The sequence below is a fragment of the uncultured Planococcus sp. genome (assembly GCF_947501725.1).
In the GTDB taxonomy this organism is placed as follows: domain Bacteria; phylum Bacillota; class Bacilli; order Bacillales_A; family Planococcaceae; genus Planococcus; species Planococcus donghaensis_C.
On record NZ_CANMXD010000007.1, the window covers coordinates 11,754 to 32,688 of the forward strand.

Genomic DNA, 20,935 nt, shown 5'->3' on the forward strand with positions numbered 1-20,935 from the left:
ATGAAACTTGGTTGAGTCGCGTCCAGAGTCGTTCATAAATTAAAGCTAACAGTAAAAAAAGCGCCCTAGAGGCGCCTTTTTTTACGCGTATGAATGCAGTCCCGCAATGATCAAGTTGACAACTATTAAATTGAACATGATAATCGCAAAACCGATTACACCCAACCAGGCTGATTTTTCACCTTGCCAGCCTTTGCCGAGACGTAAATGCAGATAGGCCGCATAAAATAACCAAGTAACCAACGCCCAGACTTCTTTCGGATCCCAGCCCCAGAAACGGGACCAGGTGATTTGGGCCCAAATCATGGCAAAGACTAGCGCGCCTAGAGTAAATAATGGAAAGCCGATAATCACTGCACGGTAATTAATTTCATCCATCAGTTGAAGATTGACATTTTTCATTAGTGGTTGAATAAGTTGCGATATTCTCCGGCGGGTAATCAATCTAATTAGGACATATAGAACAGTTCCAACTAACAAAGACCACGTGACAGTCGTCAGTTTACTAGCATCTACTAACGCTGGGGTTTCGACGAGTGGTGTCATGGCATCCTCTGTCAATGAAACCGATTCATTCATACCGAAAATAGGGGGCATGTTGTAAATGATTGTGGCTTCTTGATCATCTTTGTTGACATACTGAAAGGTGTTTTCATAATCTGTTAGGGTGAAGTAAGAACTTGAAATAACAAAACCTACGACTAACACCAAAAAATACAGAATCCCTTCCAGCCAAAATCGCTGCTTTGACTTTTTCGACAAATCAACCACTTTGAGCAAGTAAATCAATCCCGCTGCCGCACTCATGGCCAAGATTCCTTCCGCAATGACAACTGTGCTGACGTGAATCGCCAACCAGTTTGTTTGAAGCGCCGGGATAAGCGGGCTGACTTCACTCGGGAACATGCTTGCATACGCAATAATCAACAAGGCAACCGGCAATACAACCATTCCTAAAACGGGTGTTTTATAGAGGGAATAAAGAATGATGAATCCTCCTACAAGCGTCATACCGAACGCTGTCGTAAATTCAAACATATTGCTGAGAGGTGCATGTCCCGATACGATCCATCGGGTGAAGAAATAGCCGATGTTTGCAAGAAAACCAATCACGGTGATCGTAATCGCTACTTTTCCCCAGCGCTGTTCCGAGTTGAACGTTCCTTTCTTATTGCCTTTAACAGCTCCACCAAAAACGAAAGTGGCAATCAGGTAAGAAAAGAATGCAACGTACAGTAAATTCGAGCTAATCTCGGTTAATGTCATGACGAAATCTCACCTTCCTTTTCCGCTTTCTCTTTTTTATCGATTTCATCCTGCTGATCTGTGTAAGCAGGCAATTTTGCAGATTCAACCACTCGATCCAGATCTTTCTTCAAGCCGAACCAGTTTTTGTTGGTATGGCCAGCTAATAGGATCGTGCCATCCGCCTTCTGCTGAATCCAGAAACGGCGGTGGTTAAAGTACATCCCTTGCGCGACACCTATCATGAAAATCAAACCGCCAAGTCCAAGAATCGGCAAGGTGCTGTCTTTGCGAACCGTTAAACCGGAGACATTACGCGTATCCGCATTCTGAAAGGTTAATTTGTATTGATTTTCACCGAGTGGTTCCACCGTATTCTGGATGGTGATAAAGCTTGTTTCCCCTTCTGGTGTTTCCGGGGTAGTCAGTTTCACCAGGAAACCGGGATTGTTTGGCAAAGGGGTCGCAGTTTGCGGTTCTCCATCTTCAAAACCAGAAAAATCCGGGTAATAACCAAGCAGCTCCACTGTTGATCCCGTCTCCAATTCGTACAGTTCAGCCGGGTTAATCAAGTCGATTGTCAATTCCCCCAGTGATTCTTCCGTTTCTTTGTTCGTCAACGCGAATGTCATTGCCTTTAATTCATTCAGTTTATAATCCATTTGGTACACGGCATAGCCATCAAATTTCAACGGCTGGTTGACGCGGATCGGGTATTCTTGGACGACTTCCAAGTTATCGGTTGCACCGGGCAAGCTATCTTCCGGCTCTTGATAAAGAACGATATCTGTTTGATAGTTCTTCACGACCGTTCCCACCCGGTCGATTGCTTCCCCGAACTTCGCGTCTTCCCCTTCACCCGTATACGTTTCCAACTTGAAATTTTTGTTTTCCAGGTAGTAACCCGGTACCTCAGGAATCGCTCTGGTTTCGCCTTCGCGCAGCCAAAGCGTTTCATCGACATAAAATCCGGGCATCATCCGCAGCATGACGCCGAAAAGGAAGATGATTAAGCCGATGTGATTGACATAGGGGCCCCATCTGGAAAAACGGCCTTTTTCAGCCAACAATCCACTTTTATCCGTGCGCACCTTGTATTTCAATTCCTTTAATTTAGCTTCTGCTTTTTCCAGTGTATCTTCTGAGCCAGCGCCGCTGCCATAAATGCGCTGCTTGTCCATAAAGCTCGGATGGCGCAGAACCCGCTGGTTTTTCAACGATTTATAAAGCGGAACGAACCGGTCTAAGCTCGCAATTACCAACGAAATGGCCAACATTCCCACTAATGTGATAAACCAATAGGAACTGTACAAGTCATGGAACCCAAGCGCATGATAGACGCGTCCAACACTGCCGTACGTATCGGCATAATAAGCTTTAATCGTTGCTTCGGTACTCGCTGGAACAAAAGCTTGCTGCGGCAGGATTGTCCCAATGGCTGCAGCCACCAGCAAAATGACAATAATACTGACGCCCACTTTCACGCTTGAAAAGAAGTTCCAGATTTTATCGATGATCGATTTGTTATAGGTTTGCGAACGTCTAGCCGTTCCTTCATAGCGCATATCCACTAGCTTGCTGTTTTGATCTTTTTCAGTCAAAGAGCGCCCGCACGACTCACAAAGCTTCGTGCCAGGAGGATTCGTATGGCCACATTGGCATTGTACGTTTTCCATCTAAAAAATCTCCTTATTCGGGTTTGATTTCTTCCATGTAGCTGGCAATGTCCTCTTCAGACATCTCCCCGGTAATGATTTTCGTGATCTTCCCTTCAGGATTGACCAGCAGTGTAGTCGGCAAGGGACGAATGTTGTAAGCTTCCATCACACTCTTGGTTTTATCAATCACAATCGGAAACGTCAGATCCCGTTGCTCCGCAAATTGTCTCACTTCATAATCGGATTGGGCAATATTAACGGCCAGGATTTGAACGCCTTGATCCTTGTACACTTGATATTGGTTTTCCATCAGCGGAAATTCTTTCTCACACGGTTTGCACCAGGTGCCCCAGAAGTTGACAAACACGCCTTGGCCTTGGTAATCCGATAATTGATGTTTTTTACCTTCAAGATCCACTAAGGCAAAGTCCGGAGCTTCATCTCCCACTTGCAGTAGTTCACTTTTTCCCCCTGCAAAGCTGTTGTAAATCGTAAAAACGATGGCTCCTGCCATCACCAGTAAGATAGCCGCCCGTACATAAGACCGCTTTTTCTTTTTAACCGTCATATGAAAACCCTCATTTCTATCTACTCAGTTAGAATCCTGTAAATCCTCCTGTGAATTGGGAAAGGAACGCGATAATTTCTGTCATCATATCAAAATACAATAAAACACCCATCAGAATCATCAATGCGCCGCCAATTGACATGAAAAGCGCACTCTTTTTCTTTAGAAAGCTCATTTTCTCAATGAACAGGGACATCACAAGGAAGGGGATCGCAAAGCCTAACACATAAAACAGCATATAGAGGAGTCCTCTATCCGGATCGGCTACGCCAAGTGCAATGACCCCTGCCAAAATCGGTCCCGTACAAGGCGTCCACCCTGCCGCAAATCCAATGCCAATCAAAACAGAACCGGCATATCCAGAGGGCCTTTTTTGAAAATGGACTTTTTTATCTGACAGCAAAAAATCAAACTTCAAAATACCTGTAAGTACCAAACCGAAAAACACCATCAAAATCGCACCTAATTGCCGTAAAAGAGCTTGGTTTTCCAAGAAGAACGATCCGATAAATGAAGTGGATAATCCTAATGCTAAAAAGATGATGGAAAAGCCGATTAAAAAGAGAATGGTGTGAATCAACGCATTGCGCCTCATCACGCCTTTTTCGGTTTTCAAGTCATTCACTGAAACACCGGTAATGTACGAGAGAAAAGCTGGATACAGCGGAAGGGAACAGGGAGAAATAAATGATAACAGTCCTGCACCAAACGCTAGAAGTAAACTGACTTCTGCCACATGGTCATCTCCTTATAAAAATTTACAGCATGAACCACTCATGCCTATTTATGATTTAGACGGGCTTCTTACGGAATCGATAGGTAACGATGAAAAATCGAAGGTCAATTCTTCTTGTTTCTAACCGCTAAGACCACCATCGCAACTGAAATCAAGATGAAGGCAATAAGCGCAAGAAAGGGAATTGTCGCAAACCCAAACCAGTTGATGTACTCAGAACTGCAAGGAACGCCACTGACACAGGGTTTAATCCCCCCGAAGCCAGGTACTTTCTGTTCCAGGTAATGGAGAATCGAAATGCTTCCTCCCAAAAGCGATAAAGGCAATACGTATATAAATACCTTTGCATCGTTCCGGAATGTGGCGATTCCTAAAATCAAGACCAGTGGATACATCGCGATCCGCTGATACCAACAAAGTTCACAAGGAATGAATCCTTTGATTTCACTGAAATACAGACTGCCAAGTGTCGCAATCAATGCCACAAACCAGGCACCGTATAACAAAATCGCATTTTGACTGGATTGTGTTCTTTCTTTCTCCATTACTCCTCACCCGTCAATTCTTGCTCAATCAGCTCTTTAATCGCTTCATAGTCAAACGGATCTTCCAATGTCTGCCCATTGATAACAATCGTCGGTGTTTGGGCAACTCCAGCTTCTTCCACTAACGCCGTGTCAATTTCCACAGCGTCCATTGTGGCTTGCTGTTCCATATCTTCTTTCAATTTCGTTTGATCGATTGATGGATAAGCTGCTGCCACTTCCAGAACTTTTTCAGGAGTGATCCAAGCTCCGTCATGATTTACTTCTGGTTGTGCGTCAAATAGGGCTTTGTGGAAATCCCAATATACATCCGGGCTTTGCTGATACACGGATTCTGCCGCTAGAGAAGCCAACGTCGATTCCTCTCCATGGAAAAGAACGTTGATATAGGAAAACTTCACCTCTCCTGTGTCCACATAATCCTGAACGAGTTGCGGATAAACCGTTTCTCCCCACGCTTTACAAGAAGGACATTTGAAGTCTCCAAATTCGACGACTGTAACTGGAGCTTCTTCTTCACCTAAAATCGGCTGTCCGCTGAGATCGATTTGCGCCGTTTCCACTGCCGGCGCTTCCTGTTGATTCGTTAAAACCACAATCGCGGCCAAAATCACAACTGCTAAAGATGTTAAGAGAACCGCAAACTTTAAACCGGATGGCTTAGCTTTTTTCTGATTGTTCTTCATAATCTTCCTCTTTTCTGTATGGGTTTATTTAATAAATACTCATCATTAATCCTACATACAATGCCAAAACACTGAAAAGGCTCATTAATAAGGAAACGAATGACGGGGCCTTCTGCTTGAAGCAGTAGAGAACAAGAAAAATAAAAACGACGGCTACCCCAAAGAACAACGAGCCCAGAAGAGTGAAATCGACTTGCAGGTGCATCGCCGGATCAATCTGTCCTGAATAAAAGTAACGGAAAAGATCGGAGGCACCACTCCCCTTCAAGTAGGCTTCAATGGAATGAGGAGGCTCTTGCTGCCCCAATACGGCAGTTGCTGCGAAAACCAACAGCAAGACGACGCTTTCTGCCTTTGACCAGGGAACCGGATTTATGTCTTCTCCACGTTGGAGTTTTCTTCTCATCCAGACTCCATTAATCCAAGCGAACAACAAAACAGGTAGTACCAGTAAATGCTTCAACAAGATGGCTTGACCGTAGGGCATCATCCAAGCATCTTGATACTCCGTTACATCCACCGCCAATGTCATGATAAAAATTCCTGAACCGATGACAATCACCAAACAACTGAGGGCTACCGGTGTATACCATTTTAAAAAGGATAGCCAGTTTTGAGCAGTGGTCGAAAACCAACTCACCACTAACAACAAGCCTACCCAAACCGTGACAGCTGAAAAATGCAGCGTATGAACAACAAAGCCACTCCAGTCGGTCAGGGAAGCCGCATGGCTTGCCCACCCCACCGCCAAAAGCAGAATAAAGGAAAAAACAAGCGCAATGCCTATAAATACTTTTCTTTTAAAGACTGGAACAAGCGACACAAAAAGGTAGAAAAATACCGAAATAAAAACAGTCACGGTCCAGGCTTGCCCAACTTCGAATTCTCCTATGACATTTTGAGTTGTTAATAAAAGACCGATATCTTCATAGAGAAACAGAATTAACCGAATGACCGGTGCCGCAGACAAGAAGGCGATTCCCAGAATGGCCACTTGCAACACACGTTTGCTGATTTTCAAGTGGGGCTTTAGATGAGATGGAACCAGTTGAATCACCAATGAACCAATCAGCAGGGAAAAACACAGGTACAACAGAGTCTCTGTTACATAAATCCAAATCATTTAACTGCCCCTTCTGTTCGATACCCACATCAACGTGCCGACAGCTATCACTCCAAGTACCATCAAGACGATCACCATTACATAAGGTGCATTAGTCGTTTCCTGTGGAGCCGCTAGATTTTCATTTTGGGAATCTTCCGTTCCACTTTGATCTGCTGATTCGTCCTCAGTGGAGGGTGCTGCTTCTTCTGCTCCCTCTGAAGGAACCGAATCCTCACTGACTTCCAGGGTAAAGGCATAAGTTCCTTCAATGGGATGGCCATCAGCCCCGATAATCTCCCAGTTGACCGTATAGGTGCCGTTTGCTATTGCCGCCCCTAACGTCCCTGTCATGGACTGTCCACCAATTTCAACACCTATTGGAACTTCCTGTCCTCTTTCATCTTCCACCGTAAAAGAACTACCTTGTTCCAAGTCGGTATTGAATTCCAATACCATTTCTTGCAATTCCTCGGTGACTACATCTCCCTCTGCAGGGTTAGCACTTTCCAATGCGGTGTGCGCAAAGACGACTGGTGATGATAGAAATAAGAAAAATAATAGGAATAAGACCACTTTTTTCACTAGACTTCACCTCTTTACTCGTAACTTTTTTCTTGTAAAACTGATGCTTTTCCAACACTTTTTCTTTTTATTCCCCATTCATTTTAACAGGCGAACCACAACATTTAAACAATCGTTTGAATATAAGATTGACAAAGTTCCGAATTTTTTCTACACTGAACATAATCAAACAACCATTTGAATGAGGTGAGAGCATGGAAGAACTAAAAATCAAAATTAAACCTGGAACAAAACAAGAAACTTGCCAAACTTTCTGCTATGACGAAGAAGTAATTGAGCGAATTCAGCCAAAGCTCGTGGGAATCAGTGGAGTGGAGTTGATTTTCAAAGCACTTTCAGATGCAACGCGCTTAAAGATTACCTATGCGTTAACGCTGGAAAAAGAACTGTGTGTATGTGATGTCGCCAACATTCTTGAGACCACCACGGCCACAGCCTCTCACCATCTTCGTTATTTACGAAATATGGGCTTAGCAAAGCATGAGAAAAGAGGAAAATTGGTCTTTTATTCACTGACAGACGATCACGTAAAGCAATTGGTACGCATTGCATTTGAGCATGCCGAGGAGGATCGATACAAATGAGCAAAGAAACGAATGTTTATCAACTGCGCAATCTGTCCTGCACCAACTGTGCGGCAAAATTCGAGAAAAACATTCGGGACATTCCTTCTGTCCAAGATGTTCAGTTGAATTTTGGCGCTTCAAAAATCACCATTGCCGGCGAAGCATCCATTGAAGAGCTAGAAAAAGCAGGCTCATTCGACGGCATTAAAGTGTATCCGGCCAAACAACGCATTATAGAACCAAAAGAACCTTTTTGGAAGAAACGGGAAAACCAGACGACCTTGCTTTCCTTATTTTTCGTGATTCTGGGGTATACGTCCACCGTTTTAGTAGGAGAAGAGCATGTGGTCTCGACTTTACTTTTCGCAACGGCTATTCTCGTTGGCGGATTTAGTTTATTTAAAGAAGGTTTTGGCAATTTGACCAAACTGCAATTCGTATGACCACACTCATGACTATCGCAGTTATTGGGGCTGCTCTTATCGGGGAATGGGGAGAAGGTGCGGTTGTCGTCTTTCTCTTTGCGATTAGTGAGGCATTGGAAACCTACTCGATGGATAAAGCAAGAAATTCAATTCGCTCCTTAATGGACATTGCCCCGAATACAGCAACCATCAGACGCGGAACAAAAGAATTTGAAATCGATGTGGATGATATTCAAATCGATGACATTATGATCATCAAACCGGGGCAGAAACTGGCTATGGATGGAGAAGTCATAAAAGGCGACTCATCCATAAATCAGGCAGCGATTACCGGCGAATCTGTTCCCACACATAAATCAGTAGGCGATGAAGTATTTGCCGGAACCCTTAATGAAGAAGGCTCTTTGGAAGTGCGAGTGACGAAAAGAGCTGAAGACACCACCATTGCAAAAATTATTCATTTGGTGGAAGAAGCTCAAGCAGAACGTGCCCCTTCCCAGCAATTCGTTGATAAGTTCGCCAAATACTATACACCAGCCATCTTGCTGATTTCTTTGTTGGTTGCGGTACTCCCTCCGCTGTTTTTCGGTGGCGAGTGGAATGAATGGATTTACCGCGCCCTTGCCGTTTTGGTTGTCGGTTGCCCTTGTGCTCTGGTGATTTCTACACCAGTCGCAATTGTCACAGCCATCGGAAACGCCGCAAGAAATGGTGTCTTGATTAAAGGCGGAATTCATTTAGAAGAAACTGGTCGCCTGAAAGTCATTGCATTCGATAAAACGGGAACCTTAACCCATGGGACACCGGAAGTAACAAACATTGCTTCCTTATCCACGATGAGTTCAAAAGAAGTTGTGCAGACAGCTGCATCTATCGAAAAATTATCTCAACACCCGTTAGCTTCGGCAATCTTGCGCAACGCAGATAAGTCTGCGATCGACTTAATCGAAGTGACTGACTTTCAATCGATTACCGGAAAAGGCGCAAAAGCCGATATTGACGGACAAACCTTCTATATTGGCAGCCCGAACTTATTCACGGATCTATTGGAAACGTCAGGAGACATTAAAAAAGAGATTACAGCTCTTCAAGCTGCTGGCAAAACAGTAATGCTGCTAGGTTCAGACAACGAAATCAAAGGTTATATTGCTGTAGCCGATCAAGTCAGATCAAGCAGTTCGACAATTATCCAAAAACTTTATGATTTGGGCATCGAGAAAACCATTATGTTAACCGGGGATAACCAGTTAGCCGCAGACGGCATCGGAAACCAGCTGAATATGTCAGAGGTTAAGTCCGAATTGATGCCAGAGGATAAACTGAGTACCATCAAATCGCTTCGAGCGCAATTTGGCAAAGTAGCCATGGTTGGGGATGGTGTCAATGATGCTCCTGCGCTGGCAAGTTCCACGGTGGGAATTGCAATGGGTGGTGCCGGAACAGACACTGCCTTGGAAACAGCTGACATTGCCCTCATGGCAGATGATTTGGACAAGTTGCCCTACACTATCGGACTTAGCCGCAAAACCTTGACCATCATTTATCAGAATGTGGCTTTTGCACTGGGATTGAAGCTAGTGGCATTGCTTATGATTATTCCAGGGTGGCTAACACTCTGGATGGCTATCTTCGCAGATATGGGTGCCACACTAATTGTCGTGCTTAACTCACTTCGACTGATGAAAAATAAATATTAAACAACTAGTTTGAAAAAGAAGCAGATATAGAAAAACAGCCGACATCCCAAGAGATGTCGGCTGTTTTCGTTAAGATCCAATATAATTTCGTGGATCGACTGCATTGGAACTTGAACCGTTCCAGATGCCGATATGTGTTTCGAAATGGAGGTGGGGTCCGGTCGAACGTCCGGTATTCCCCATGCCACCAATTCGTTGTCCCTGAGATACTGCTTGACCAACAGAAACGTCAATGGAGTTCAAATGACCGTATACGGTCGTCATCGTTTGCCCATTGACTGAATGCGTAATGACAACCGCATTTCCTAATCCGCCCATCGTACCAGCACTCGAAACGTAGCCGTTGGCTGCTGCCATTACCTGTGTACCTGGAACATTAGCAATGTCCATGCCTGCGGTAAATTCAGGTCCATCTCCAATATCACGCCATCCAAAATTAGAGGTGTTTCTGCCTGCTGCTGGTCGGATAAACGGAGACCCCGGAGTTGCTGCAGGAGCTTCGTTTTCAATGGCTGGTGCTGGTGCACTCGCTTCTACAGATTTTTCCACGCTCGGTGTTTTCACAGCTGCTGATTTTGTGCTACTCTCAGCCGCAGCTTGTCGTTCTTCTTCCGCTGCTTGTTGTTCAGCCGCCGCCCGTTCCGCTGCAGCTTGTCGTTCTGCTGCCAACTTGCGCTGACGTTCTTCTTCTGCTTTTCTGGCCACTTCTGCAAGACGCTTCTGTTCATTTACAATTTGTGTTTCCAGTTCCGCACTGATGTCCAGAGCTTCGGCACGCTGACCCTCTAAATTGGATTTCTCACTTGCTAAACGTTCTTGTTCAGCTTGTAATTCTCTCCCAAGACCTGCTTGTTCCGCTTTCTGCCCATCAAGTGAAGATTTAAGGGTTTCTAATTCTGCGCGACGTTCTTCTTGCTCAGCAAGTTTTGTTTCAACTTGTGCTTTTTGCTCAGCTAACAATTGTTTGTCTGCCGCCTGTTCACGCATGATGTCACGGTCTGCTTCGATTAACGTATTAACGGCTGAAAATCGATCGATGAAATCAACAAAGCTGTTTGCGCCCAGTAATACATCTATGTAATCCACCGAACCTCCACTTAATTGGATGGCACGTGCCCGTTCTTGTAGTAACTCCGTACGTTCAGCAATTTTTTGCTCAAGTTCAGCAATTGAAGCCTTTAATTCTTCAATTTCCTCTTTTGTTTGTGCAATAGTGCCTTCAACGCTAGCGATTTTCGCTCCAGTTTCTTGAATTTTAGCATCAAGTACCTGAATTTGTGACATGATTTCTTCCAATGTGGACTTATTTTTAGATATTTCATTCGACTTTTCGTTGATTCCAGAGTTTAATTCGCCTTGCCTCTGTTCAACTTCCTGTTTTTTTTCTTCTAGTTCACTTAGTGTATCAGCACTTGCTGTTGGTACCAGCATTGATAAAGCCAATACAGAAGTCAAACCAGTCAACATCCATTTCGATATCATGTTTCGTTTCCCCTTTCAAATCCCAATTCATTTCTCTCTATATCGTTCTATTTAGAAAAAATTAAACTATGCGTGTACATCCGTTAAAGTCATTTCCTAAGTAGCTATTAATTAACTTCATGAGTTTAAAAACCCAGTTTAGTATCGCTGTTTTAGGTTTCCTATAAATTCCGGCTCTGTTATTGTAACACCTCACACGGTTTGGTTTGTTACAGTCACATTTCATTTAGGTTTAAAATAATAACAATTTAACATTTCTACTTGAAAATATTGGTGGATAGAAAAATCCGACTCATAAATATAAGTCGGATTGCTTACTTGTATACTTATTTACTATCACTACTCTTTCAACACACATTCGGGCGTTGACATGTGAGATTCAGTTCATCCGCGGTCGGGCTTTGGAAATTCTTCAACATCACTATTCTTTGATTTATTTGCTTTAGCTAAGTTCCGTTTTCGTCCTCTACGCCAAGCCAACACAAGAAAACTTATAAACAGCGTATAAAGAAGAATTAAGGCAGCAATATAGGCTTTATTAAATCCCTTTTGCTCGATCACGTTAAAGGCTTCCCCTAATTCACGATCCAATGTAATTTGGTAATCACCATCATCGTTCTGACGAATCACGTGATTTTCAAATAATCCCCGCATTTCTTTGTCCTCGCCAATCACTTCAGCTGGTATCGTCAAACTCTTCGTTGAGGATGAATTATTTATGGCGATAATCCATGACTCCTCCTTATTGGACCGTTTATAAACCAGCCAGCCATCTTTTTCATGCAAGACTTCCGTTTCTCCTGTCCGAAGTGCCTCCGATTGATTTCGAAGTGAAGTCAAACTTATAATATGGTCAATCAGCTCTTCGTCTACTCCCATATTTAGAATAGAGTGAGATGCTGGTGGTGCACTTCCGTTCATAGCGATTTCCGAGCCGTATTGAACAATTGGGATTCCGGGCATGGTCAATAACTGAAACATCAATAAGTTCCATCTCGTTGGGGGGAATCCTCTCACTTCCACGATATCAGATGTAAAGCGATCGCTTAAAAGGGAATCCACTCGAGTTAATTGGCCCTCGGCTGTTTCTTCAAAATCCGGAGAAGTGGTTGAAAGGGGATCGAAATTTTTATAACTGTTTCGCAAATCCTTTTCCATACCCGGCTTCACAACCGCATCCAGTCCGGATTGAGGTCCCATTTCTAAGTCGCTTATGATATAGACATCCCGAATCCTTTTCATGGTTTCTGAAAATTGACTCATGAAATCTTCATCCAATTGATCTGCAGTTTGCAGGCGAATTCCATCTATTTCATATTCTTCGACAAATTCACTGAACCAATCAATTAATTTTCTTTGAGCTTCCGGATTTGTTGTATCCAGTGCCATCGTACCATCTTCATTTTCAGTGAACCACTCTGGATTCTCTTGATTCCATACGTGTTCCTTGCTGACCTGTTGAGTCGGAAGATCGATCATGACTTTCATATCCAATTCATGGATGCTATCAATTGCCTCTTGAAACTCTTCCTTTGTACCAAAATGGCGTTCAAACTGTTGATAGTCGATTACTTCTTTCCCATCATAAGTAGCAGTGGAAAATACCGGACCAATAGATACCATTGTAAAGCCCATGTCTTTGATGTATTGCATTTCGCTGGCCAATCCTTTAAAATCGCCACCATTGAATGCGGTTATATCCTGGGAATCCACTTCGTAATCATTCTGTATAACTTTGTTGAAGTAACGATCAACTAACAGATCGTATATGATTTCATCTTGCAGCGAGTTATTGTCATTTGCCGCTGCTGGATTTACTAAGCTCACTAAGAAAATCCCAATTATAATTGCTAAAAACCACTTTGCTTTCAATCCAACTTCCTCCTTCGGTAAAACTCATCGATTTCCTTACGTCCGGTCTAGTTTATCAAACAGCTGGCATCGCTACTATGCAATGTTGTCAAAAATCAAGTATCTCTAGCTTAGTTTCGTCGAAACTGTGAAGATAGACGTTTTTCTTTATAGTTAATTCCACATTTTTTCTAAGTAACCAAGCAACCGCTTTTTTCATTGAATTGACATATCAGTTAGTTGATTAATCGCTTAATTACATTAGAGTTAGAGATAACTGACGAGATAAGTTCAGTTAGTAAAAATACCGAAACAGATGAAGTGAGGGAAGAAAAAGATGACAGCAACGAAAAAAGAGAACAAAAGAAAACAAAAAAAAGAGAGATCCTCAACATACGGATTCCTCTTTTATAGTGTGGCTCTCTTTGTTTGGGCCCTTTATGATTTTGTTTTGAATGATAAAACGGGATGGCAAATGCCCATTTTGCTTATTGGACTGGCTATTTACCTTTGGTCAAAAGTGTTTTACCACCAACAACTAGTTAAACAACTTGCTGAAACTAAAAATAGTTTTAAAAAAACTTAATGACAGAATTTCTTTCGAATCCGAACAGGACAAAAGGTAAATTCATATAAAACTCATCCTTCTCCATTTAAAAAGAGTTGGCTAAAAATGCTGAAAATTATTCAAATACAAGATATTCAATCTTTTCCTTCATTACAGAAGCAGTACATAAAAATAGTTGTAGCTCAATGCAGCTTTTTGCTGAGCGAAGCTCCAGCTTTTTTGTAGTATGGCAATACATCAGTTCGTTTTTCGTAATGGTAAAAATAGTCCAGTGTACCTAGAAATAACGCTTTCCCCATTCTTTGACGCTCCAACTCCGATTTTATGAATTGAAGATCCTTCGAATTATCGATAAATCCTATTTCAGTTAGGGAGGCAGGAACTGTGTTTTCACGCAGCACGGCTAAATTCCCTACTTTAACTTGACGATTGGTCAACTTCCATGCTTCTTGCATGCGTGCCTGCAGATAAATGGAAAGCGCACGTGACTCTTGGACGTTCGGATTTGTCGCTGTTGTTTTCGCATAGTAAAAGGTTTCTTGTCCGTTTACTTCGCCATTAAATTTATTGGTATGAATGCTAACAAAAACATCTCCATCATTTTTTGCTGCTGCCTTAGCACGGTCACTTAACTCAATGAAAACGTCGGTACTGCGTGTCATTGTAGTAGCAATCGGTGTTTGATCAAAATAATTTTTCATGTGTTTTCCGACATTTAAAGTAATCATCTTTTCTTGAAAACCATTAGCTACGGATCCCGGATCTGTCCCCCCATGACCGGGATCTATAATAACTTTCAAATCACTCGTTCCTAGGGAAGTGGAAACTGGCGCGGGAACAGTTGGCTTTAAAGCTACAAGATAATTTGTACTGACGTAACCAATAACACCATTCACCTGAACATGTGACCAGCCATTTTTTGATGACGCAACATTAACGGTTGTTCCATGTTTCAAACTGCTTATTACTTTATCCAAAGTGCTGGGACCAGAACGCATATTTAAAGTATCAGCACCTGTATTAACATACATTGTCTTACTAAATGAAACACCCTCCGGTTTAACTCTAAAATTTTCATTTAAGCTTCTTGCCAAAAAAATTGCAAAGTCTGCTCGAATGATGGTCTCATCCGTTCGAAAACTGCCATCAGGAAAGCCTTGTGCAATTCCTTTTCGCATTAAGTTGTCCACCGAAGTAGAGACACTGGTTCCACCCAAATTAAAACTCCTATTTATCAGAAGAGCCATCTCTCCACGAGATAGAACTTTATATGGTTGAAACGAGCCATCGGGATAACCTGATATTATTCCTTTCCGAACTAATTCATCCACATATCCTGAAGCGAAGTTGCCTACTTTTACGTCAGAGAATTTGGTATTTCTTTTAACTCCGTTTAACCCCAGTGATCTGCCGAGCATAGCGGCTGCTTCACCTCGGGTTACCTGTCGGTTAGGCACAAAAGTTGTTTTCGTTACCCCATGGACAAAACCACGAGTCACGAGATACGAGATTTCAGCTTGAGCTCGATGATTAGCTACATCTACGAAAGTGAGATTTGTATTTGCATAACTTTTTGGCGTGTATATCGAGACTAGCAAAATCATTACAAGCATTATTATCCATTTTTTCAACTCATAATACCTCCTATTTTATACCTACTACATACTTTAAACTGTTTCTAATTGAATACACATCTGACATTGTATTTAATTTTTATTTTGTTTTATCAATTTAATCGGAAAGTCTGGGTAGAAAGATATGTTTTATGATAGAGATTCGGCTTTTCCAATGGGATTAAGCTGGTTATACGGGTGCAATTCGACAATTTCAAGCTAAAAAGAAGACTCTGGGAATATACTTGACAATTAATAAAAGAAAACCTTATAATCAATATATGAACATATGCTCATATATTGATTATAAGGTTAAAATATATCTTTGGAGGTCTTTAGAAGATGAGTATGGATTTTGAGAAAGAAGAAGTTTCCGCCACGAGTAACCGGTTAGATGAAGAAACCCTCTTTGTCGTCTCCCAAACATTTAAAGCATTAAGTGACCCTACTCGAATTCGCATTTTGAATCTGCTGTGTTCCGGTGAATACTCCGTCAATGACCTGGCAGAAAAGTTGAATTTGGGCCAATCCACGGTGTCGCATCAACTGCGTTTTCTGAAACAGTTGCGATTAGTGAAATATCGTAGAGCTGGAACCACACTCTACTATTCGGAAGACGATGATCATGTCATGAATCTTTTAAAGCAGGCCATTGAACACGCGATCCATCATTGAAAAACGTTTAATTACAAGATTCACAGCTGGACATCCTATGCGTTGAAAGGAGTAAAAAAGAATGGCACATGATCATAACCGATTACAAAAAGACGCTTCCAATCTCCTGCATTCAATGGGATTAAGCTATACACGACCGACTTATACACTTCAAAAATCGGATCCCAAAAAGCCAGACACTTTAGTTTGAGAGACCTTTCCAACATTTAAAAAATTGATAGACGGTGAGATTGATCACCTGAATTTGAAGATGATTCGTGATTACCAAGACATTGGCCGTACCTGGTTCCTCAAAGGAAAACAGCGACTCATTCCCACCTATGGCCAGCATAAGGGCGTGAAGCTGATTGGTACGGCGGATTATGAGACCGGTGCAATTTTCTGCATCGAAGAAGAATAGTATAATGCCCGTGCTTTTCTACGCTTCCTCTCGAGAATTTTAGCGATTTAGCCAATGGGTAAAATTGTCATGATTTTAGACAACGCTAGGATTCACCATGCCAAATTGATTCAGCCATTCTTGGAAGAAAATCAATGTCGCCTTCAAATGGTCTTTTTGCCTCCAAGTAGTCCCATATTGAACATAATGGAAGGTGTCTGGAAATAGTTAAAGGAAACAGTCATTAACAATGTATTTTTTTGGCAACCTCCAGAAAATTATTCTGGCTGTCAGTGCGTTTCTTCAGGACGTCATGCGCCGAAAAAAGAAACGATTGAACGGTTGTGCGTGAGATTATTAAACATTAATTCAACTTGTATAGAAGATATTACACGCCACTTTTTTTAGTTTAGAGGGAATAAGTCCACAAAATCTATGGACACAAACAATAAGTATACAAAAATCAAAGAGACTATATTTAAAGAGGTGATAGAAATGGAGACTGTTAAAGAACAACAATCTCATGAAACACATAACCACGACCATGATCACGGAAAGATGCCCATTATTTTGTACTTCATTGGTTTAGCCCTAGCGCTTATTGCTTTATTTTTAAATGGAGAGTATACAATTACTAAGAACATTTTATTTTCAATTGCAACAATTAGTGCGGGCTATCATGTCATTCTTCTTGAAGGAATTGGAGAAACAGTTGAGAATACAAAAGCCAAAAATAAATTCACACCTAATTCTCACATTTTAATGGGATTAGCTGCACTTGGTGCTTCACTGATGGGGAATTTTTGGGAAGGAACGTTGCTGATTCTCATTTTTTCTGGTGCGCATTTTTTAGAAGATTATGCTGAAGGTAGAAGCAAACGAGAAATCACAAAATTACTTAAACTGAATCCAACGACTGCCAGATTGATCATTTCTGATGGCAATACAAAGATTGTTGATGTTAATGAATTAAAAGTGGGAGATCGGCTCCAAGTATTGAATGGAGATCAAGTACCCATTGACGGAGTCATTTTATCTGGAAATACCTCCATTGATGAATCTTCTATCAATGGAGAAAGTATCCCTGAAGAAAAATCCAAAGGAGATGTGGTTTTTGGGAGTACGATTAATGGAACAGGTACTTTCACAATGGAAGTCTCAAAAGAAAATAAAGATACTGTCTTTTCAAAAATTTTACAACTAGTCAATCAAAATCAAAATAATCAAACAAAAGCCGCCAGTATTATCCAGAAATTCGAACCAAAATACGTTACAGTTGTTTTAATTGCAATACCGCTCTTCATTTTACTCACTCCCATGATTTTAGATTGGACTTGGTCACAAAGTACCTATAGAGGATTAGTTCTTTTAGTCGCAGCTTCGCCGTGTGCTCTAGCAGCAGCTACCGTATCCGTAACTTTGTCAGCCACTTCAAATCTAGCTAAAAGAGGCGTGCTTTCAAAAGGAAGTTCCTATTTGTCTCAATTAGCCGGGATTCAAGCAATTGCCTTTGATAAAACGGGAACCTTAACGAAAGGAAAACCTGAAGTAACCAATTATTATTTTACTAATTCTGTAGACGAAGAAAATATTATTGATATCGTAGTGGCTCTTGAAAAGGAATCCAACCACCCCTTAGCAGATGCTATTCTAAGAAAGTTTGAACAAAAAAATAAACTAGCTATTGAAGTAGAAAATCAGATTGGTAGAGGATTGACAGGAGATTACAAAGGTAAAAATTATCGAATAGGAAAGCCGACTTCTTTTGACGGTGTTACAGATGAATATATTCATTTAAATAGTGAATGGGCGTCAGAAGGTAAGACAGTCGTATATGTAGCAGAAGATGAAGAGGTCATTGGTCTGATTGGGCTAATGGATATTCCAAGTGAACATGCGAAAGAAACTATTGAGTATTTTAAAAAACTAGGTATACACACTACTTTAATTACTGGTGATTCTGAAATGACCGGGAAGGCGGTTGCTGAACAGTTAGGACTGGATGAAGTTATCGCTAATGTTATGCCGGAAGACAAATCTAATATTATAGATCAACAAAAAGAAAACTATGGCATAACCGCTATGGTGGGCGATGGTGTAAATGACGCACCTGCTCTTGTGAAAGCAGATGTCGGAATTGCTATGGGAGATGGTACGGATGTTGCAGTAGATGTATCTGATCTAGTTTTAATGAAAAACGATTTATCCAAATTAGTAAAAGCTCATCAGATTTCTTTAAAAATGAATCGTGTTATTTGGCAAAATATTATTTTCTCAATGGCAGTTGTAGCATTTCTAATTGTCGTTAGCTTATTAGGATTAACGGATATAGCAATCAGCGTCATTATTCATGAAGGAAGTACATTGGTTGTAATTCTAAATGGGCTTCGTTTGTTAAAATCTAGATAATCTGGTCCAGACTTTTTTAAAATAGGATTTACTATAAAGTGTTTGTAAAAGTACTTTTTTACAAACTTATACAGACCAAAAGAGAGAAAAGAGGCTTTTAAATTTGCCCTTTTCTCTCTTTTACTTAAGCAACTCCTAGAAAGCTATTGAAAGTTCCCTTAGAAATCACACGCACTAAAAGGAAGGTTATTAGCGGTCTTTCCATTCCAGTTCAATGGCGGAATGGACAATCTTCAGGTCGGAAGTGGCCATTCTTACTTTTTCTTTTATTACGGTTGAATCCGCAAGGCTATCTCCCTCGACAGAAAGATGTAGATTCAATGCATTCTCTTCTCCGTCGATTGACCAAATGTTTAAATCCCCGACAGACAATACCCCTGGAATTTTCTCGATTTTCGCCTGTATTTCTTCTATATCAATTCCTTCGGGCACGCCCTCTAACAGAACTTTCATGGTTTTAGTAAGATTGCGCACAACGTTCACCAAAATAAACAGAGCAATTGCCAGGGATAAAATCGGGTCGAGGATATGGATATCCTTGAACAGCAGAACAATGCCGACAATCAGCACTGCCACCCATCCTAAAACATCTTCGAGCATATGCCAAGACAAGACTCCTTCATTTACTGATTTCCCTTTATGTAACTTGAAAGCTGCATAACCATTTAAAAGAACGCCTACAATGGCAAACCAAATCATCCCTTGGGCATTGGAATGTTCCGGATTAAACAGCAAAGGGATAGCCTGAGTAAAAATATAAATAGAGCCAGCGATCAAAACAGCTGCATTGATTAATGCGCCCAAAAGGGAAAAACGTTTATAACCGAACGAAAACTTCTTATCCCCTTCTTTATTTGAAAAGTTTTGTAGAAACCAGGAAATACCTAAAGCAATGGCATCTCCTAAATCATGAATAGCATCAGACATGATTGCGACGCTGTTAATTAAAAAGCCGCCAATGAGTTCTCCTATTGAAAATAGAAGGTTGATTACGAAAGCCAATTTGATGTTCTTGGTGGATTTATGAGCTTTTGCCATGATGCGTCCCCTTTCCTTGACTCCTGTTTTAGTTTCGATTTTAGAAAAATTACATGGATTCTAAATGCACAGCAGAATCATCATCTGTCCTTTAGTCATCTATTCCCCCGAAACATCAAATTATGCAGAGCATTAATAAGTGGCCAATTGTTCATGTGGATGTGCTTACTCAACGGCTAAATTAATATTCAACTTGTTTTCCTATCGCAACTGATTTGCCATAGATTACAGGTGATATTTTAAATTCGTCATGTAATGTATTTATAATCGCAAAATCTATTACTTCGTTCATTTTAACAAGTATGTTCAAATACTAAAACAATCATTTGAATGTATAATTGACAATCTGGCGAAATCTTTGTACACTTAAATTAATCAAACGTTCGTTTGAATGTTTAACTATTGTAAAGATATTAGTTGGCTCTAGTATCCATAAAGGAGTTGGTGGTGCTGATTACGACGATTTTTTCCGCCGTTGCAGCCTACGTTGCGACCAGCATTGATTATGTCATCATTTTGCTGATCCTGTTTTCGCAGACGATGAAAAAAGGTCAGTTAAAATCCATTGTTATCGGTCAATACCTGGGAACAGCCATATTAGTGGGCGTCAGTCTATTGGCTGCGTATGGCTTGACGCTCGTCCCATCTCACTGGGTCGGCCTGCTGGGTCTCATTCCGATATATCTGGGAATCAAGGTTTGGAAGCGAGAGGAAGAAGAGAACGATGAAGAGGATCTCCTGTCTCGCTTGTCTTCCGGAAAGTCCAATCGCTTATTTGTAACCATCACCGTCATTACACTGGCGGCTGGCGGCGACAACATCGGCGTCTACATACCTTATTTCTCAACCTTGAATCCGAGTGAAACTATTGTGATGCTGGTTGTCTTTGCCGTCATGGTCGCCATTTTATGTTATCTCAGTTACCGCCTGGCCTCTGTTAAATCAATCTCGGAAACGATCGAGAAATGGGAACGCTGGATTGTGCCGGTCGTCTTTATCGGACTGGGCATCTTGATTATGGTGGAGAACGGGACATTCCGTTTCCTTTGGAGTTTAGTGAGCTGATATGGTTTTCGAGTTTTGTTTTCTATAGAAGAGAAAGACTGC

17 protein-coding genes and 2 pseudogenes are annotated in these 20,935 nt (G+C 41.5%); 7 read left to right on the forward strand and 12 right to left on the reverse strand.

Annotated features, from left to right (window positions below):
- Positions 1 to 81: 81 nt before the first annotated feature.
- The 8 genes from ccsB to Q0785_RS11455 form a co-directional block, all read right to left on the reverse strand.
- Positions 82 to 1,266: a c-type cytochrome biogenesis protein CcsB gene (gene ccsB / locus Q0785_RS11420; protein WP_298829841.1), complete on the reverse strand. Its 1,185-nt coding sequence runs from the start codon at positions 1,264 to 1,266 to the stop codon at positions 82 to 84.
- Positions 1,263 to 2,921: a cytochrome c biogenesis protein ResB gene (locus tag Q0785_RS11425; RefSeq protein WP_298829842.1), complete on the reverse strand. Its 1,659-nt coding sequence runs from the start codon at positions 2,919 to 2,921 to the stop codon at positions 1,263 to 1,265. Before Q0785_RS11425 ends, ccsB begins: the two co-directional genes overlap by 4 nt.
- 13 nt (positions 2,922 to 2,934) lie before the next feature.
- Positions 2,935 to 3,471, reverse strand: a complete 537-nt coding sequence (gene resA / locus Q0785_RS11430) for a thiol-disulfide oxidoreductase ResA (RefSeq protein WP_298829844.1) — start codon at positions 3,469 to 3,471, stop codon at positions 2,935 to 2,937.
- A gap of 28 nt (positions 3,472 to 3,499) precedes the next feature.
- Entirely contained in the window at positions 3,500 to 4,207 is a 708-nt protein-coding gene (locus tag Q0785_RS11435) for a cytochrome c biogenesis protein CcdA (protein WP_298829846.1), read from the reverse strand.
- Positions 4,208 to 4,311: 104 nt separating this feature from the next.
- On the reverse strand, positions 4,312 to 4,752 hold the full coding sequence (locus tag Q0785_RS11440; RefSeq protein ID WP_142830156.1) for a disulfide oxidoreductase: 441 nt from the start codon (positions 4,750 to 4,752) through the stop codon (positions 4,312 to 4,314).
- Entirely contained in the window at positions 4,752 to 5,438 is a 687-nt protein-coding gene (locus tag Q0785_RS11445) for a DsbA family protein (protein ID WP_298829850.1), read from the reverse strand. Before Q0785_RS11445 ends, Q0785_RS11440 begins: the two co-directional genes overlap by 1 nt.
- A 28-nt stretch (positions 5,439 to 5,466) precedes the next feature.
- A complete protein-coding gene (locus Q0785_RS11450) occupies positions 5,467 to 6,561 on the reverse strand; it encodes a CopD family protein (protein ID WP_298829851.1) in 1,095 nt (364 codons plus the stop codon).
- Entirely contained in the window at positions 6,562 to 7,125 is a 564-nt protein-coding gene (locus Q0785_RS11455) for a copper resistance CopC family protein (protein WP_298829852.1), read from the reverse strand. It abuts the gene before it with no gap.
- Positions 7,126 to 7,319: 194 nt separating this feature from the next.
- On the opposite strand from Q0785_RS11455, the gene Q0785_RS11460 reads away from it, so the two are divergent.
- Together Q0785_RS11460 and Q0785_RS11465 are read left to right on the forward strand one after the other, a co-directional pair.
- Positions 7,320 to 7,709: a metalloregulator ArsR/SmtB family transcription factor gene (locus tag Q0785_RS11460; protein ID WP_298829853.1), complete on the forward strand. Its 390-nt coding sequence runs from the start codon at positions 7,320 to 7,322 to the stop codon at positions 7,707 to 7,709.
- Positions 7,706 to 9,813 (forward strand): annotated as a pseudogene (locus Q0785_RS11465) (heavy metal translocating P-type ATPase). The gene Q0785_RS11460 and the pseudogene Q0785_RS11465 overlap by 4 nt, the downstream one beginning before the upstream one ends.
- A 69-nt stretch (positions 9,814 to 9,882) precedes the next feature.
- Here the strand turns inward: Q0785_RS11465 and Q0785_RS11470 are convergent.
- Complete coding sequence (locus Q0785_RS11470; protein ID WP_298829854.1) at positions 9,883 to 11,295, reverse strand: M23 family metallopeptidase; 1,413 nt, start codon at positions 11,293 to 11,295, stop codon at positions 9,883 to 9,885.
- Positions 11,296 to 11,679: 384 nt separating this feature from the next.
- The gene (locus Q0785_RS11475; RefSeq protein ID WP_298829855.1) at positions 11,680 to 13,167 is read right to left on the reverse strand and encodes an alpha-amylase family glycosyl hydrolase; all 1,488 of its coding nucleotides are present in this window, start codon (positions 13,165 to 13,167) and stop codon (positions 11,680 to 11,682) included.
- A gap of 316 nt (positions 13,168 to 13,483) precedes the next feature.
- Between Q0785_RS11475 and Q0785_RS11480 the strand changes: the two genes are divergently transcribed.
- On the forward strand, positions 13,484 to 13,732 hold the full coding sequence (locus Q0785_RS11480; RefSeq protein ID WP_225218477.1) for a hypothetical protein: 249 nt from the start codon (positions 13,484 to 13,486) through the stop codon (positions 13,730 to 13,732).
- A 164-nt stretch (positions 13,733 to 13,896) separates the two neighbouring features.
- On the opposite strand, the gene Q0785_RS11485 is transcribed toward Q0785_RS11480, so the two are convergent.
- Positions 13,897 to 15,345 carry an N-acetylmuramoyl-L-alanine amidase gene (locus Q0785_RS11485; RefSeq protein ID WP_298829856.1) on the reverse strand — a complete coding sequence of 483 codons (1,449 nt, stop codon included), beginning with the start codon at positions 15,343 to 15,345 and terminating at the stop codon, positions 13,897 to 13,899.
- Between the two features lie 330 nt (positions 15,346 to 15,675).
- On the opposite strand from Q0785_RS11485, the gene Q0785_RS11490 reads away from it, so the two are divergent.
- From Q0785_RS11490 to Q0785_RS11500, 3 genes and pseudogenes are all read left to right on the forward strand, one after another.
- Positions 15,676 to 16,002: a metalloregulator ArsR/SmtB family transcription factor gene (locus Q0785_RS11490; protein ID WP_298830172.1), complete on the forward strand. Its 327-nt coding sequence runs from the start codon at positions 15,676 to 15,678 to the stop codon at positions 16,000 to 16,002.
- Between the two features lie 97 nt (positions 16,003 to 16,099).
- A pseudogene (locus Q0785_RS11495) lies at positions 16,100 to 16,606 on the forward strand (IS630 family transposase); the annotation flags it as partial.
- Positions 16,607 to 16,876: 270 nt separating this feature from the next.
- Positions 16,877 to 18,790, forward strand: coding sequence for a heavy metal translocating P-type ATPase (locus tag Q0785_RS11500; RefSeq protein ID WP_298829858.1), 1,914 nt, complete (start codon positions 16,877 to 16,879; stop codon positions 18,788 to 18,790).
- 189 nt (positions 18,791 to 18,979) lie between these two features.
- Here the strand turns inward: Q0785_RS11500 and Q0785_RS11505 are convergent, their stop codons facing one another.
- Positions 18,980 to 19,828, reverse strand: coding sequence for a cation diffusion facilitator family transporter (locus tag Q0785_RS11505; protein WP_298829860.1), 849 nt, complete (start codon positions 19,826 to 19,828; stop codon positions 18,980 to 18,982).
- Between the two features lie 450 nt (positions 19,829 to 20,278).
- On the opposite strand from Q0785_RS11505, the gene Q0785_RS11510 reads away from it, so the two are divergent.
- Positions 20,279 to 20,893, forward strand: a complete 615-nt coding sequence (locus Q0785_RS11510; RefSeq protein WP_298830174.1) for a CadD family cadmium resistance transporter — start codon at positions 20,279 to 20,281, stop codon at positions 20,891 to 20,893.
- The last annotated feature ends 42 nt before the right edge of the window (positions 20,894 to 20,935 follow it).

Excerpts from the sequence above, each read along its gene's own strand:
- Q0785_RS11460 (WP_298829853.1), top strand. The coding sequence starts at position 7,320 with ATGGAAGAACTAAAAATCAAAATTAAACCTGGAACAAAACAAGAAACT.
- Q0785_RS11490 (WP_298830172.1), top strand. The coding sequence starts at position 15,676 with ATGGATTTTGAGAAAGAAGAAGTTTCCGCCACGAGTAACCGGTTAGAT.
- Q0785_RS11450 (WP_298829851.1), bottom strand. The coding sequence starts at position 6,561 with ATGATTTGGATTTATGTAACAGAGACTCTGTTGTACCTGTGTTTTTCC.
- Q0785_RS11480 (WP_225218477.1), top strand. The coding sequence starts at position 13,484 with ATGACAGCAACGAAAAAAGAGAACAAAAGAAAACAAAAAAAAGAGAGA.
- Q0785_RS11445 (WP_298829850.1), bottom strand. The coding sequence starts at position 5,438 with ATGAAGAACAATCAGAAAAAAGCTAAGCCATCCGGTTTAAAGTTTGCG.
- ccsB (WP_298829841.1), bottom strand. The coding sequence starts at position 1,266 with ATGACATTAACCGAGATTAGCTCGAATTTACTGTACGTTGCATTCTTT.
- Q0785_RS11440 (WP_142830156.1), bottom strand. The coding sequence starts at position 4,752 with ATGGAGAAAGAAAGAACACAATCCAGTCAAAATGCGATTTTGTTATAC.
- Q0785_RS11500 (WP_298829858.1), top strand. The coding sequence starts at position 16,877 with ATGGAGACTGTTAAAGAACAACAATCTCATGAAACACATAACCACGAC.
- Q0785_RS11505 (WP_298829860.1), bottom strand. The coding sequence starts at position 19,828 with ATGGCAAAAGCTCATAAATCCACCAAGAACATCAAATTGGCTTTCGTA.
- resA (WP_298829844.1), bottom strand. The coding sequence starts at position 3,471 with ATGACGGTTAAAAAGAAAAAGCGGTCTTATGTACGGGCGGCTATCTTA.
- Q0785_RS11470 (WP_298829854.1), bottom strand. The coding sequence starts at position 11,295 with ATGATATCGAAATGGATGTTGACTGGTTTGACTTCTGTATTGGCTTTA.
- Q0785_RS11425 (WP_298829842.1), bottom strand. The coding sequence starts at position 2,921 with ATGGAAAACGTACAATGCCAATGTGGCCATACGAATCCTCCTGGCACG.